The 14,988-nt window shown below is 58.0% G+C and carries 11 protein-coding genes; 3 read left to right on the top strand and 8 right to left on the bottom strand.

All coding sequences use genetic code 11. The features are described from left to right. Window positions 1-34: 34 nt before the first annotated feature. Both C4S73_RS20805 and C4S73_RS20800 read right to left on the bottom strand, forming a co-directional pair. Window positions 35-1,243 carry an aminotransferase class V-fold PLP-dependent enzyme gene (locus C4S73_RS20805; protein WP_103874437.1) on the bottom strand — a complete coding sequence of 403 codons (1,209 nt, stop codon included), beginning with the start codon at window positions 1,241-1,243 and terminating at the stop codon, window positions 35-37. 580 nt (window positions 1,244-1,823) lie between these two features. Next, window positions 1,824-2,951 (bottom strand): amidohydrolase, encoded by a 1,128-nt coding sequence (locus C4S73_RS20800; RefSeq protein ID WP_103874475.1) that lies wholly within the window; start codon window positions 2,949-2,951, stop codon window positions 1,824-1,826. A 160-nt stretch (window positions 2,952-3,111) separates the two neighbouring features. On the opposite strand from C4S73_RS20800, the gene C4S73_RS20795 reads away from it, so the two are divergent. After that, on the top strand, window positions 3,112-3,576 hold the full coding sequence (locus C4S73_RS20795) for an Lrp/AsnC family transcriptional regulator (RefSeq protein WP_103874474.1): 465 nt from the start codon (window positions 3,112-3,114) through the stop codon (window positions 3,574-3,576). Between the two features lie 64 nt (window positions 3,577-3,640). Here the strand turns inward: C4S73_RS20795 and C4S73_RS20790 are convergent, their stop codons facing one another. The 4 genes from C4S73_RS20790 to C4S73_RS20775 form a co-directional block, all read right to left on the bottom strand. After that, window positions 3,641-4,735: an ABC transporter ATP-binding protein gene (locus tag C4S73_RS20790; RefSeq protein WP_160115860.1), complete on the bottom strand. Its 1,095-nt coding sequence runs from the start codon at window positions 4,733-4,735 to the stop codon at window positions 3,641-3,643. A 35-nt stretch (window positions 4,736-4,770) separates the two neighbouring features. Beyond that, window positions 4,771-5,913, bottom strand: a complete 1,143-nt coding sequence (locus C4S73_RS20785; protein ID WP_103874436.1) for a M24 family metallopeptidase — start codon at window positions 5,911-5,913, stop codon at window positions 4,771-4,773. A gap of 2 nt (window positions 5,914-5,915) precedes the next feature. Then, on the bottom strand, window positions 5,916-7,733 hold the full coding sequence (locus C4S73_RS20780) for an ABC transporter permease subunit (protein ID WP_103874435.1): 1,818 nt from the start codon (window positions 7,731-7,733) through the stop codon (window positions 5,916-5,918). An 80-nt stretch (window positions 7,734-7,813) separates the two neighbouring features. Continuing rightward, window positions 7,814-8,920 (bottom strand): ABC transporter substrate-binding protein, encoded by a 1,107-nt coding sequence (locus C4S73_RS20775; protein ID WP_160115859.1) that lies wholly within the window; start codon window positions 8,918-8,920, stop codon window positions 7,814-7,816. 429 nt (window positions 8,921-9,349) lie between these two features. Between C4S73_RS20775 and C4S73_RS20770 the strand changes: the two genes are divergently transcribed. Further along, entirely contained in the window at window positions 9,350-9,967 is a 618-nt protein-coding gene (locus tag C4S73_RS20770; RefSeq protein WP_103874433.1) for a flavin reductase family protein, read from the top strand. Between the two features lie 188 nt (window positions 9,968-10,155). On the opposite strand, the gene C4S73_RS20765 is transcribed toward C4S73_RS20770, so the two are convergent. Then, on the bottom strand, window positions 10,156-11,583 hold the full coding sequence (locus C4S73_RS20765) for a M20 family metallopeptidase (protein ID WP_103874432.1): 1,428 nt from the start codon (window positions 11,581-11,583) through the stop codon (window positions 10,156-10,158). Window positions 11,584-11,991: 408 nt separating this feature from the next. On the opposite strand from C4S73_RS20765, the gene C4S73_RS20760 reads away from it, so the two are divergent. Next, window positions 11,992-13,200, top strand: coding sequence for a diaminopropionate ammonia-lyase (locus C4S73_RS20760; RefSeq protein ID WP_103874473.1), 1,209 nt, complete (start codon window positions 11,992-11,994; stop codon window positions 13,198-13,200). Between the two features lie 306 nt (window positions 13,201-13,506). Here C4S73_RS20760 and C4S73_RS20755 read toward each other — a convergent pair whose 3' ends face one another. Then, window positions 13,507-14,982, bottom strand: coding sequence for an NAD-dependent succinate-semialdehyde dehydrogenase (locus C4S73_RS20755; protein WP_103874431.1), 1,476 nt, complete (start codon window positions 14,980-14,982; stop codon window positions 13,507-13,509). Window positions 14,983-14,988 lie beyond the last annotated feature (6 nt).

Genomic DNA, 14,988 nt, shown 5'->3' with positions numbered 1-14,988 from the left:
CTCGTGAGTTTGGGGCGTCGTTGGCGCAGGCGAGTCAACTCCCTCGCGCCTTGGCAATGGTGCGGATGGCGGATGCCACACGCTCTATCTCGTCATTTGAGTTGTAATAATGCGGCGAAACTCGAACGACGGGGGGGAGCTGTCGGGCTGCGGCGTCGATGGGCGTGCTGGTGGGCGGCGATACAGACACGTTGATCCCCATCGCAGTAAGCCTCCGCATCACTTCTGCGGCCTCCACTCCATCGACTGTCAGCGATAGAATTGCGGCCCGGCGTCGGCCGAGATCGTGCAAGCGAATGCCCTGGATCTCCGCCAGTTCACTCCGCAACGTGTTGGTCAACTCTGCGCAGCGCCCCTCGATTGCCTGCAACCCAACCGCCAGGGCGTATTCGACGGCCGCGTTCAAGCCCATACGGGTCGAATAATTTGTCTCCCACGTCTCGAAGCGCCTGGCATCCGGCCTTAACCTGTAGGTACTCGGCCCGGTCATCGTTGCACCGAAGAGGTCGAGCATGGCCGGTTCAGTGCGGTCGAGGACCGCCTTGCGGATGTAGAGAAATCCCGTACCCCGAGGCGCGCGGAGATATTTCCGACCGGTGGCCGTGAGCATGTCGCAATTGAGAGCTTCCACGTCGATCGGCATCTGACCGACGGCTTGGCAAGCATCGAGGAGGAAGGGAATGCCATACTTGCGGGCAATCCTGCCAACTTCCTCCGCGGGGTTGACTAGCCCCCCATTGGTGGGAATCCAGGTGACCGCTATCAGCCGAACCCTCTCGTCGAGCATGGCTTCAAGCGCCGATGGGTCGAGCGCGCCTGCTTCGTCATTTGGCACGACCTCGATCGAGGCCCCCGTGCGCTCGGCAACTTGCAAGAACGCGATATAGTTCGCCGCAAATTCGGCATTGGCGGTGAGAATCCGGTCGCCTGATCGAAACTGCATTGCATAGAATGCGCGCTGCCAGGCGATGGTCGCGTTCTCGGCAATCGAGATCTCGTCAGGCCGAGCGCCGATCAAGCGCGCGACCGAGCCGTATACTGCGTTCAGCTCATCGTAATGCTCGGCGGCGGCCTCATAGCCGCCGATCTCGGACTCCCGAACAAGATAGTTCTGCACGGCCGCCAAAACCGGCTTTGCAATAAGCGCAGCGCCTGCGTTGTTGAAATGAGCTCGGTGGGCGACGCCTGGCGTGTCGGCCCTAAGAGCATCGATATTCAAAACTGTTTCAGCAGTGTCGGTCATTATTTCGCGAGATCTCCGCTTGCGGGCATCCACCGGTGATGAGGTGTCGTCTGCCAAAGGCGCCGAACGCAGGCAATTGGCATTTTTGCATGTATCATTGCGTACCTGATGCGCCCTGCCCGCTGTCCGAGAAATCATTCCAAAATCCACGGGCGAGCTTACGGCGATGGAAGTCTGCCAGCGCGGAGCGGACATTAAAAGTCAGCCCGACGCGGGCTGGAGCCCCTTTTCACCTCAGCAAAGCCCGGATCCTCGTTTGTTTCAGAGAGCCTCGCCAGATGGCAACGTCGCTGGCCCGAGCGGCGGCTTCGGGGTGGCTGTCACGCCATCTCTCAAGTTCCGGCCTTGACTAATCCAGGCGCCCCACCAGCAACAAGCTATCGATCAACTGAAAACAGCGTCCCCCTTAGCTATGTTTCGCGCATTCTCGTTTCAGCGAAGGCATGATTATCCGGCCCTCGCACAAAGCACTTGAAGTCAGGACTTGCCGACCGACATGTCTCATTGCGAACCGGAAGGCTCATCCGCGGCCCGTCGATATTCCGAAACTGGCGTGGCGCGGTACGTTCCCTAGCGTAACTCACAACTGGGCGGCCAGACGCCTCCGAGTGATTGCAGCATGAACATTGGCGCCGTGCAGGAGGCCCCCGTCGTCAAAGTCAAATTTTGGGTTGTGAGCAGAAGCGCTGTCACCATTCCCAATGCGGGCGAACACTCCCGGAACATGCTCTAAGAAGCGGGCAAAATCTTCAGAACCCGTTCCCGGTACCGTGGAGAGTTGGACTTTGTCGGTTCCAAGCACGCTCCCGGCAGCTGCCAGCATTTCATCGACGAGAGCGGCGTCGTTTACGACGGGCACGAACTCGCGCAAATAGGAGAGCTCGGCCGACAGGCCGTATGTTTGAGCCGTGCCCTTCGCGATCTCGAGCATGTGCTTTTCAATCTCAAGGCTCACTTCCGGCACAAAACTGCGAACATCCCCCAAGATGCGCGCCTGCCCAGGCAGCACATTCCGAGTGCCATCGGTTATTACTTCGGTAATGGAGACGACCGCCGTCTCGTTAGGGCGAAGCCTCCGTGAGACGATCGTTTGCAAGCTGCAGATGAGGCTCCCCACCGCCACCATCACTTCGCGCCCCGACTGAGGTCTCGACGAGTGTCCGCCGACGCCCTTCAGCGTGATCTCGAAATTGTCCTCTGCGGAGGTGACCGCGCCAATGCCCGCCTGTAGCTGCCCCACTGGCATCCCCGCAGCATTGTGCAGTCCATAGATTTCATCGAATGGGAAGCGCTCCATCAGCCCATCGGCGAGCATTGCGAGCGCACCCTTGCCCCATTCCTCCGCGGGCTGAAAAACAAACCGGACCGTGCCGTCGAAGCCCCCTTCCGCCGCGAGCAATTTCGCGGCTCCGAGCAACATTGTCGTGTGCCCGTCATGCCCGCAAGCATGCATGAGACCTGGCTTTTTTGACTGATAGGAAAGGTTCGTATCCTCGAGGATGCGCAGCGCATCCATATCCGCTCGAAGGGCAACAGCACGATTTCCGGTGCCTCGTTTGAGGGTACCGACGACTCCGGTGCCGCCTATGCCCTCGGCAACCTCGTCCAGACCAAATTCGCGCAGCTTCGAAGCCACGAAGGCGGCGGTACGATGCTCCTCAAAGCCAAACTCCGGATTGGCGTGCAGCTCGTGCCGCCAAGTGGTCATCTCGCGCTCAAGTTCCAAATAATCGAGCTTGCTGTCGTTGCTCACGAGACCCTCTCAAATTCTAGAAGCCGTATCGGACATCCGCTAAACGTTATTGCAATCCACCAGAGAAAGGCGCTCTATTTGAGCGCTCTGAATGCACATTTGTAACGCGTGGGCCATGAATACAAATCTCGACAGCTTCGATCGCGCGATCCTTGAAATTCTCCAGCAGGACAATCAAACGCCTCAGCGAACGATCGGGGAGCGCGTCAACCTCTCCGCCGCCGCAGTCCAACGACGCATTAAGCGCATGGAAGAGGGCGGGGTGATCTCCAGAAACACTGCCGTTGTCGATCCATCGGCCGTGGGGAAACCGATCACATTGTTCGTGGAAGTCGAGCTTGATAGCGAAACGATACGCCACATTGACGAAGCGAAACGGCAATTTCTAGAGTGCCCATTTGTGCAGCAGTGTTACTACGTCACCGGAGATGTCGAATTCATCCTCGTGATAGTCATATCGACAATGTCAGCATACGAGGATCTGACGAGACAGCTGTTCTTCAACAACACGAACGTGAAGAAATTCAAAACATTTGTAGCGATGGACCGTGTCAAGGTTGGATTGACGGTCGCGATCTAGATTAAAGCGTATATTTTGAAGAAGCCATGACGTTGATGCTTCGGGAATAATTTTTTCGCCGATTTTAGGCAACGAAATAGCGCGACTTCTTCATGTCTGGCACCAAATGTATCTCCGATCCATGTTCTATCCCAGAACACAACTCGTTACTGGGCAAACGAACTTTCAGCTCTCCGAATTCGGTCTCAACAAGCAAAGTCGTTGTCTCACCTGCATATGCTTTTTCCAGCAAAACAGCCTTCAGCCCCTGCCGCTCGGTCGAAACTGCAAAGTGCTCCGGGCGCACGCCCAGTCTGTTTTTGCCGCCAGCGATTGTTGATTTCGCAGTGGGAACGGACTGACCTTGCTCAAAGCCGGGAAATGTCACCACCGCGCTTCCATTGGTAATCTCTTTGGCAGCGACTTCGATGAAGTTCGTCTCTCCGATGAAGTCGGCCACAAAATCAGTGGCCGGCCGCTCGTACAGACATGTTGGGTCACCGATCTGCTCTATCCTACCTCCCCGCATTACCGCGACGCGGTCGGCCATCGAGAGCGCTTCTTCTTGATCATGAGTGACAAAGATGATTGTGCAGCCGATGGTTCGGTGAAGTCGCTTAATTTCGAGCTGAAGTTGCTGTCTGAGCTTTCTGTCCAGCGCGCCGAGCGGTTCATCCATTAGCAAAACCGATGGCTTGAATACGATCGCGCGTGCCACCGCAATGCGCTGCTGCTGGCCGCCGGAAAGTTGCGCGGGGTACCGTGCTCCATAAGCGCCGAGGTCTACGAGTTCCAGAACCCTCTCAACCTCATCGGCAATGACTTTCTGCTTCCACCCACGACGCCGCAGCGGATAGGCAATGTTCTCCGCCACGGTGAGGTGTGGGAAGAGCGCATAGCGCTGAAAAACCATTCCAATTCCGCGCTTATGCGGCGGCTTGTCGGTCACCACCTCCGAACCGATGCGAATCTCACCGGCGGAAGGAATATTGAAGCCAGCGATGTTCATGAGGATCGTAGACTTTCCCGATCCACTCGGCCCCAACAGCGCAAGGAACTCGCCTTCGGCGACATCGAGCGTCACGTTGTCGAGTGCCACCATGGAGCCATAGCGCATGGTGAGGTTCGATACAGACACCGAAGCGCCTTGAATGGTCATATCCGCCGATGGAGAGTTCACGAGCACAACCCTTTGCGAGCTTATTGTTTATTTACTTACGCGGCGACGCTGAAGAGCTTTCGTTCACATTGGGTCAGGCGTTCGATCCCGTTCGCTCGAACCACTACAGCCTCACTAATGGCCAAGCCTTCGGCAGATAGGTACATGTGAAGGACCATCCCCTCCTTGAGCTTCCACGTCTCAGCCGGCGTGAACTTATGAACGAACTCGCTGCCCTTCTGAGTGGACGACGGATAGCAACCCAGTGTGTAGCCGGTGATGTTGTCGTAACTCGGACGAAGACCGGCGGAGAGGATCGGCTCGCGAGCCAGGGCGTCGATATCCCCGGCTGTAGCTCCCGGGATCATTGCCGCGAACTGGCCATCCTGAATTTTGATTAACTGATCCATGACATCGAGCTGCTCCTTGGTCGGTTCGCCAACGACAACCGATCGCATGATCCGCGAGCTATAACAGCAAACCCTGGGGGTAAGTTCGATGTGGACGATGCTTCCTTTCTCAATGGGATGAGTATGCTCATTCCCGTGGAGCGCGCCCCAACCAATCCCTGTCGTGATCGGTCCAACGCGGCCCGGATCCGCGCCCATCTCGAGATACGTGTTCGCGGCAGCCTTCACGACGTCGCGCTGTCGGCCTCCAACCTTGATGGCTGCAACGCCTCTTAGCACCGCCTCATCGCAGATCTGCGCTGCGCGACGAAGATACTCGATCTCCGCCGGCGACTTAACGGCCCTCAGCTCCCAGATGCGAATGCCGATGTCCTTGAATTGAGCGCCAGGGAGCTCGCGCTTCAGATCCGCGAGCCGCCGAACAGACATCGACGACGAGTCGAATTCGACGCCGATATCCACCTTGTCGAGCCCCCGCTTGCGGAGTTCCTCAGCAAGTACCGAGACCGGATCATCCCAATCCTTGAAGCCGACAATCTCGGAGAACGGCGACCGTTCGATCGCCGGCACGAGGTCGAGACTCCGAACGATAAGGAATGGCTCACCCTCAAGCGGGACGACCGCGCACCGCCACATCGTCTGTGAAATGCCGAAACCGGACACCCATTGCATAGATTCCAATTCGTCCAAGACGAGAACCTGCAGATTCAAGTCGGCCATAATCCCGCGCACTGCGGACAAGCGCTGCGCGAACTCTTCCTTGGAAAATTCAAGATCGATATGTTGCATGATCAGTCGTCCTTCGAAGAATGGCCAACGGCTGGCGTTCGCAGTGACAGGAGTTGATGGACCAGATAGGCGGCTGCCAGTGCAGCAAAGAAAATCACTGCGACAACAGAAACTTGGGGGCTGATTTCTTGCTTGATGTCTTCCCACATCCGGACAGACAACGGCACGCTGCTCGGACCGCCTAGAAACAAGCCCAAGATGACATCGTCGAATGCCATGATGAATGAGAAGAAGATCGCACTCAGCAACGACGGGAGGAGCAATGGAAGCGTGACCGTCCTGAAGGCCGTTATCGGAGTCGCACCGAGGCTTTGGGCCGCACGCTCAAGCGAGGCGTCGAGCTGGCGCAAGCCACCGACGACCGCGATCAGCGCATAGGGGATCCCGACGATGGTGTACGCTATCACGAAACCCGTTTTGGTCCCGAGAAGCCCGATCTTTCCGAGGAAGAAATACAGACCCAACGCAAGCACGACGTGTGGCAGAACGATCGGCGAGATCAGCAATATGTAAATCGCGATACGGGCCGGCGCCCGCTGGCGAACGATCGCGTACGCTGCCGGAACGCTCAAAGCCACCGCAAAGAAGGAGGCAAGCAGGCACGTTTGAATACTGAACCAGGCGGCCCGCAGCCATATGTCGTTGGAAATGAAGGTGTTGAACCAACGCAGGGAATAGCCGGGAGGCGGGAACGTCAGGTAGGACGCCGAGCTGAAGGCGAGCGGGAAGATGACCAGCAGCGGCACAAGCAGAAAGATGAACGCCAGGACCGTCGTAGCCCACAACAGGGGGGTCCGAATGACGGCAAGCGCCTCCGACAGGGATCGGGCGAACGGGTGAATCCGGCACCGTAGGCTTTCAACCACATCCGGATAGCGGGTGAGGCCCGTCCCGTTCTTAGCGGTCAGCTTTTTCGTACTCCTGTCCTCTCCCGTGTCTGGGGCCAGCGTCGAGCGGAAGATAATCAGCATCGCAATCACGATGCTCAGCAGGATCACCGATTGCGTGGTCGCACCAACAAAGTCAGCGAGCGCCGTCACACGGACGGTAATACCTTGCGCAAGCATGTAGTCCCCTGCCCCGCCGAGCAGAGCCGGCGTGACGTAGAAGCCAAGGCAAGACAGAAAGACGAGTGTGCAGCCGCCAACAATGCCAGGTGCGGTCAGAGGCGCGAATGCGTGAAGGAATGCGCTGACGGGATTGCTGCCGAGATTGGCGGCCGCGTCGGTCAAAGACCGATCGACACGCATCATCGCGGCATAAAGCGGAAAGACCATGAGCGGCAACTGGATCTGAACCATGCCGACATAAACGCCGAACGTATTGAAGACCAGATCAAGCGGATCCTGGATCAGACCCGCACCCAGAAGAGTCTTGTTCACCACGCCATTGGGCGCCAAAATGATGACCCATGCATAGGTCCTGATCAGGACGCTTGTCATGTACGGCAACGAAACAAGCAGAAGTAAAAAGGCCGCCGCCCTGCCTTTCACTTTCGAAAGTTGGTATGCAAGCGGGTACCCGATCAACAAGCAGATGATCGTGACGATGATCGAAAGAGTCAGTGTCCTGAAGAAGATGCGTACAAACGCCGCCTGCGATAGAGTTTGCCGGTAGCCGTCCAGGGTCCACTCGCCCCCGATGCTAAAGCTTCCACCCAAAAGTTGGACGAGGGGAACGAGATAGAACGCAGCAACAAATATCAATACTGGCCCCAACAAAATAAATGGAGCCAAGTATGCCGCTTTGTTCGATTTTGTCACCAGTACAACCCGCCAATGTTGCTTTGAAGAAAGACTACGGCGCACATGTTGCGTCATCCCGTAGTCATGCTGAAGGCCAGGCCGGACTTACGAGCCGCCTGCAGCACTTGGTGCAAGCGGCTCGATAGATCCTAAGATCAGCGAACGCCTGAGATCCAGGCTTCCCACTGGGAGACAGCGTACCGCTCGTTGTCCTGGCCCTTAGTCTGCTGAGACCAGAAGTCGTAGTTTTGCACGATCTGAAGGCCACGCACTTTCTCGTTGGTCGGGAGCAGGGACGCGCGAGCTGGATCAATCAGCTTGAACGCGTTTGCGTTCGGCGGGGAGTACAGAATGTGCTTGGCGAATTCCGCTTGGCGATCGGCCCGAGCGCTAAATCCGAGAAACTTCATCGCGTTCTCAGCATTCTTGGCGCCCTTGAGCACGTACCAGTTGTCGTACTGGATAATGCCCTGATCCCAGCTGACGCCGAGGTTCGCGCCTTCCTCAATCGCGCCGAAAACACGTCCATTCCAGGCGCTGCCTATCACGGCCTGCTTATCGATAAGCAGCTGGGAGGTCTCAGCCCCGCTGGTCCACCACTTCAGGATGCTTGGCTTGATCCGCTCAAGGCTTTTGAAGGCCCTATCCCAATCGATCGGGTAGAGCTTTGCCGGATCCACGCCATCCGCCAGCAACGCGATCTCAAACGCCGCAGCGGTGGGACCCCAAGTGCCACCAGCGAGCGTGCGCTTGCCTGGAAAGCGCTTCACATCCCAGACATCAGCCCAAGTCTTGGGGGCCTCGTTCGGGAACGCCGCTTTACTGTACACGCTAATAAGGGAGTAGACGATGTGGGGGCACGTGTATTTCGATGTCGCGATGGGCGTGAACGCCTCAAGGTCCTCCTTCTCGAAATACTGGTAGTCGATGGGCATGAGGAGTCCGTCGCGCTCGAAGCCCGGCGTGACGCCACCCGCCGCAACGGCGACATCGTAGCGCGGCGCGCCGGCCAAGATGCTGGCCCGAACAGCGCCAGTCTCCACACGAGGGTTCCGGATGACCTTGACGCCGGTCTCCCGCTCAAACGGCTCGAAATAAGCTTTGCGCTGAGCCTCGCCCCAGACACCGCCCCCATCGAATACGACGAGCTCGCCGGTTCCGCGAATGGTCTTAGCAATCGCCGGCTTACAGATTCCAGTAATTGCAAGGGCGGTTGCACCGGCACCTTGAAGAATATTACGCCTATTGATTTGTCGAGACATGTCTAACCTCCACCTTTTCAAATTCCCCGTTGGCAGATTGGTTGATCCCGATCCGTCCAGATTGCCAAGAAGCATAGACCGCCTTCCGCGATCCTTGCGCTCGAATTGCAGGCCACTTCTGCAAGTTTGTCTCGCGAAAGCGGTGAAATTGGAGGCGATGCCTCAAACACGTTGATTAAGTACGTACGACCTATCAGCGTCGTTTTTTCGCTATCTGCACAATTTATCGTCATTATTGGGGCATTTATCGGTCAAACGTACGCTTAAGCGCTTGCCATTGGAATCAAAGCCACACGCGACGGAATGAGAAAATGCTGCATTATCCTAGCGAAATTGAAGCGCATGCATCTCGAGGACTTGATACCCTCTATCGCATAGCGGTGGGCCTGAAGCGGCGCCTGCCCGGTCTTCAACTCACAGGAAGTGCCAATGATCTATACTGATGGAAGCGCCAACATCTCGCTGGCTCATGACCCACTGAAGGCCATTGTGGCGCCCCGGCCGATTGGGTGGATCACGGCCCAAAGCGCGAGTGGTTCGATTAATCTGTCACCTTATAGCTTCTTCAACGCTGTCGCGACTCGACCACACATCGTTTCCTTCTGCTCCGAAAACCGGAAAGACGCGGTGACGTTTATTGAGGAAACGCGTGAATTCACTTGCTCCTTCGTTTCCAGGGAGCTCGCAGATGCGATGAATGAAACGTCGGCAAATCTCCCGCGCGGGCAGAGCGAGTATACGCATGCCAAACTTGACATGGAGGCGTCCCGATATGTGAGCCCTCCCCGAGTTTCTGGCACTCCCGCCGCTCTCGAGTGCAAGTTGATCTCGGTACTTCAAATGCGAGACATTGAGGGCGCTCTCATCCCGACTTTCATGGTCATCGGCCAGGTTGTCGGCATCTATATAGACGCCGCCTACCTGAAGGATGGCCGGTTCGATACTGCTGCGGCCAACCCGGTAGCCCGCTGCGGATATTCAGACTATGCCGAGGTCAACGAAATGTTCTGCATTCTCCCGCCCGGTTGGAGGGATAGGTCATCCTGACAGCGCAGGCATCCCCCTTCGGGAACGGCGGGCGATTGACCAATCGGCCTGGCCGCTTCGATCGACTTAAGACTTTCGTATCACTAGCTCGCGCGGACAAAGGGGCTCCTCCAAATTAGCTGAGGCGCGATTCAAGCCTGTTCTTTGGGGAGAACAGCGGCGCCTCGCGCGCTGGATAAGGTGGATCGTCAGTTCTTGGCGATGCCCTTGAGCGCCCCGGGGCACCCGAGGTCCCAGAACAGTCCGGCCATGATCTGCATGCCCTCTTCGGCGATCGTGACTGGCATGTGCTCGTCCGGCGCGTGTTGCGAGCAGGCAGGGTAGGAATGCGGGATCCAGAGCGTCGGCATGCCGATAATCTCAGCAAAAACGTCGTTTGGGAGTGATCCGCCGAAGTTCGGTTGAAGGGCTACATCACGGCCAATCGTTTGCTCCATCGACGCCAGGGCAAACTTGGCCCAGGGATTGTCGGGGTCCGTGCGCGTCGCTAGGTAGAAGTCCTCGGGAAGTCCCTCGATACGAATGTCAGTGAAGCCTCTCGCGTCAAGATAAGCTCTCAAAGCGGGGACGACATTGTGCGGATCGACGCCGACAACGAACCGCAACTGGCATGTTGCTCTGGCAGAGGGAGGAACTGCCCCAATTGGGGCCTCAGGGCGTCCGCACGTGAACGCCAGTATCTCAAAGTTGCACCAGCCATAGACTTGCTCCGGCCCAACCAGGCCAGGCTCACCCCAATTGTCGTCGATCTCAGGATCGTCGGCGCCCTTTTCAAACTTCAGCTTCTTAAACGCGGCGCGGACGTTGTCGGGGATCCGCTCTGGACGCCATTCTGGCAACGCAATGCGGCCTTTCTCGTCGGTGAGCGTAGCCAGTGCATGTGTCAGCCGGATACCCGGATTGGCCAGCAGGCCGCCCCAGTTGCCGGAATGATAGGCGCCTTCGCGTAGTTCGCAGTGCAGATTGAAGCCGACAGTACCACGCGCCCCTAAGAACAGAGTCGGCGAGTTCAGTCCAAGTCGCGGCCCGTCGGACGCGATCAAGCAATCGGCCTTCAAGCGCGCACGGTGAGTCCGCGCGATAACGGCCAAGCCCAGAGAGCCGGTCTCCTCCGCCATTTCGATCAGGACTTTGACATTGAAGCCGAGGTAGCCGCGCCTATCCAAGATCAGTCTCAAAGCAGCCAGGTTGATCGAATGCTGCCCCTTGTTGTCGGCTATGCCCCGACCATAGAGGCGGCCTTCAGCTTCGACGAGCGTCCAAGGGTCGCGCCCCTCCTTCCAGTCACCGGACATACCCCAAAGCACATCGCCATGGCCGTAGATCAGGATGGTAGGTAGTGCGGGATCTTCGATGCGTTCGGCAAACAGAGCAGGAAGCCGAGCCTCGGCCGGATTGGCCAGTTGCTCGCAGCGGAAGCCCATGGCTTCCAATAGAGGTCGTATCTCGCCATTAAGGTAGCGCAAATTGTCTTCTCGGGAGTCCAAACGGGGGCTCTCACTGGCAATGGCAATCCGCGGCCTCATCTCCGCAAAAAAGCTGCCATCGCGAACGTAGCGAAGGGCCGCGGCAATAACGTCTTCACGATCGGCCGTCTCGGGCGAAAGGCTGTTCATATTCGGACCTCGACTAGCGATATGCAGACGCAGAAATAAGCCGACGCCGGCCAGATGAATTAATATTGCAACGGTAGCGAGAAACGCGCTTTTATTTCATTGCAAAATTGCAAATTTTGTTCATTTTCAGCTGGCCTTGCGCATAATTAGTAAGCGGACGATCCCCTTCACCGCCAGCGCTCATATGTCGTGGTAGGGGGGAGTGTTCGGCTCAAATGCGTCAGCCAGAACGCGGGCCACGTGCACTGCGTTGGCATCCGCCGAGACCGCGAGCCGTTCGATGATTTCGCGCGAATCGGCAGGACAAACCGGAGCAAAATTGCATCGAAGTTACTCAATTGGAGCGCAACACTCGATAAAATCGCAATATTGTATTTGTTCCGACTGCTGCAGCTGAAGGCCAGACACATGCTGATCGCCAATCAAAACCCCGATCACGGCAAGCCTCTCGATCCAGTTGATGCGAATATGCTGGGACCGTCGGCGGCATTAGAGGTCGAGCGGTTTCTTCAAAAGCGTGAGGGGCACAAGGCGACGCCGTTGGTTTCCCTGCCGCAGTTGGCCGGTGCGCTTCGCGTCTCGTCGATCCACATGAAGGACGAGGGTCACCGGCTTGGCCTCGGGAGCTTCAAGGCCTTAGGCGGCGCCTACGCTGTCATTCGACTGATCGTGGAGGAGGCCTCCAAACAGCTGGGCCGCGAAATCGACATTGCCGATTTCAATTCGCCGGACGTCCGCAATGTGGCCTCTCAGTTCACCGTGGCTTGTGCGACCGACGGAAACCACGGTCGCTCAGTCGCTCAGGGCGCGCAGTTGATAGGTGCTCGCTGCGTGATCTTCGTCCACTCCGGCGTCAGCGATGAACGCGTCGCCGCTATCGCTCGCTATGGCGCTCGAATCGTCCACGTCGCCGGCAATTACGACGACTCTGTCGCAGAGGCTGCCCAAGTCGCCGAGAAAAATGCGTGGGTCATTGTATCGGACACCTCCTGGCCCGGTTACGAACGCATTCCAGGTTTAGTTATGCAGGGCTACACCGCGCTTCTGAGTGAGACTCTGAAGGAGATTCCTCAGGCGCCCACGCACGTCTTCGTTCAGGCAGGCGTAGGGGGCATTGCGGCAGCTGCGGCCGCTTATTTCTCAGAGGTACTGGGTGACAAGCGCCCCTACTTCGTCGTCGTCGACCCGTCTAAGGCCGCATGTCTGTTCGAGAGCGCCCGCGTTGGTCGTCCGATCAAGGTCGACCACGGCGAGCCGACCATCATGGCGATGCTCGAATGCTATGAGCCATCGCTCGTGGCGTGGCGTATCCTTTCGCGCATCGCTGACGCCTTCATGACGGTCGAAGACAGCGAAGCTGTGGATGCCATGAAGCGGTTGGCTTACCCGCTCAGCGGCGACCCAGCGATAGTCGCCGGCGAAAGCGGCGGCGTTGGCTTGGCTGCCTTGAGCCAGGTTGCTCGTCTCCCGGAACTTCGGAAGCAGATCGGACTAAACGAACAGTCGAGGGTTTTCCTGATCAACACCGAAGGAGCTACGGACCCCGTACTCTATGAGAAGATCGTCGGCCGGTCCTCCGATGAAGTATCGGCTACCAACGCCAAGGTGGCGGCATGATCTGAGGATTTCGCTCGTTTCCCTAAGCATGTGCCGCGCTGCTTCTCATTTATCGGAAATGGCGAGAATTCCGCGCCGCTGCAGGCTGATCATTCCCGGGGTTTGTGTTCTGTCCATCAGCGCGCCTGCTTAGAACACCGCGAGGGGCAGCTCCGAATGCCCATCGAGACTTAATTCCGTGGCGGGCGGCCGAGAGCCTCTCTCGACCGTCCCCCTTCCCTCTTCTTCCTCTCGCGGTCACGGCACGCACTGGACGGCGTTGAAGAAGGCACTCTCTCCTGTCGCTTGAGCTCGCAGCTGAGCGGGTTACCAAGATGTGGCGATATATTTTGCCTCGGTGAATTCCAGCAGCCCATGATGAGCGCCTTCTCGACCGAGGCCGCTCTGTTTGGTGCCTCCGAAAGGCGCCGCCGGATCGGATACGAGGCCGCGATTGAGAGCCACCATGCCCGCATCGAGCTGCTCCGATACGCGTAATCCTCGCGCCAGATTTTGCGTGTAGACGTATGATACGAGGCCGTATTCCGTGTCGTTGGCCAGCTCTATCACTTCGTCTTCGGACTCGAAGCTGACGAGCGCTGCGACCGGTCCAAAGATTTCATCGTGTAGCAACGTAGAGTCTTTCGAGACGTCGGTAAGAACTGTCGGCGCGAAGAAATACCCCTTGCGGTCCAGTTGGCTACCGCCCGTAAGCACTTTTGCGCCGCGTGCGACGGCATCGTCCACAAAATCGACCACCTTACGAAGGCTGGTCTTGTTGACCAGTGGGCCACAATCAGTCGTCGGAAGCCAGCCATCGCCAACCCGTATCGCGCTCATCTTGGCCGTCAGCTTCTCCGCGAAGCTGTGATAGACCGCCTTGTGCACGTAAAACCGATTTGCTGCCGTGCAGGCCTCTCCGCCATTGCGCATCTTCGCGATCATAGCACCGTCGACGGCAGCATCGATGTCCGCGTCCTCGAAGACAATGAACGGCGCATTGCCGCCGAGTTCCATGGAGCAGTTGATAACACAGTCGGACGCCTCCGCCAGAAGGCGCCTGCCGACTGCCGTCGAACCCGTAAAGGACAGCTTGCGGACACGGGGATCGTGCAGCATGGCGCTGATCACGGGCCCCGGCGACGAGGTGGTGATTACGTTGACGACACCTTTCGGCACGCCGGCCTGCATCAGAATCTCGACCATAGCAAAGGCGGTCAAAGGCGTCTCCGTCGCCGGCTTGAGAATGCAAGTGCAGCCGGCCGCCAGAGCTGGTCCGATCTTACGTGTAGCCATGGCGGCGGGAAAATTCCACGGCGTGACCAGGACCGCGACGCCGACGGGCTGGTACTGGACGATAATACGATTGGCGCCGCCCGGCGCGATCGAAATGTCGCCGTTGATGCGCACGGCTTCTTCGGCATACCAGCGGAAGAATTCTGCCGCGTAGATCACTTCGCCCCTGGCGTCGGCGAGGGCCTTGCCGTTCTCGATCGAAATTAGCTCGGCCAGCCAGTCCGCCTTCTCGAGCATCAGGTTGTAGGCCGCCAGGAGGATCTGAGCGCGCTTCCGCGGCGCTGTCCTAGCCCAGTCCTTCGCCGCTCGGGCCGCAGCGTCGACCGCCGCAATGCCGTCTTCCACGCTCGCATCCGCGATCGTCGCCAGACGCTCTTCCGTGGAAGGATTGAAGACGTCGATCCGCTTCCCGGAGCCCGCCGGCAGCCACTGGCCGTCGATGAACAGATCGGACGGGATCGATGCGATATCGACTGTCGTATTCGTCGTCGCAGAGGCAAGATTCATAGCCAC

It is taken from the genome of Allobosea lathyri (assembly GCF_900108245.1).
Classification (GTDB): domain Bacteria; phylum Pseudomonadota; class Alphaproteobacteria; order Rhizobiales; family Beijerinckiaceae; genus Allobosea; species Allobosea lathyri.
The sequence above is the reverse complement of the archived record's forward strand: the minus strand, read 5'-3'. Positions and strand labels throughout refer to the sequence as shown.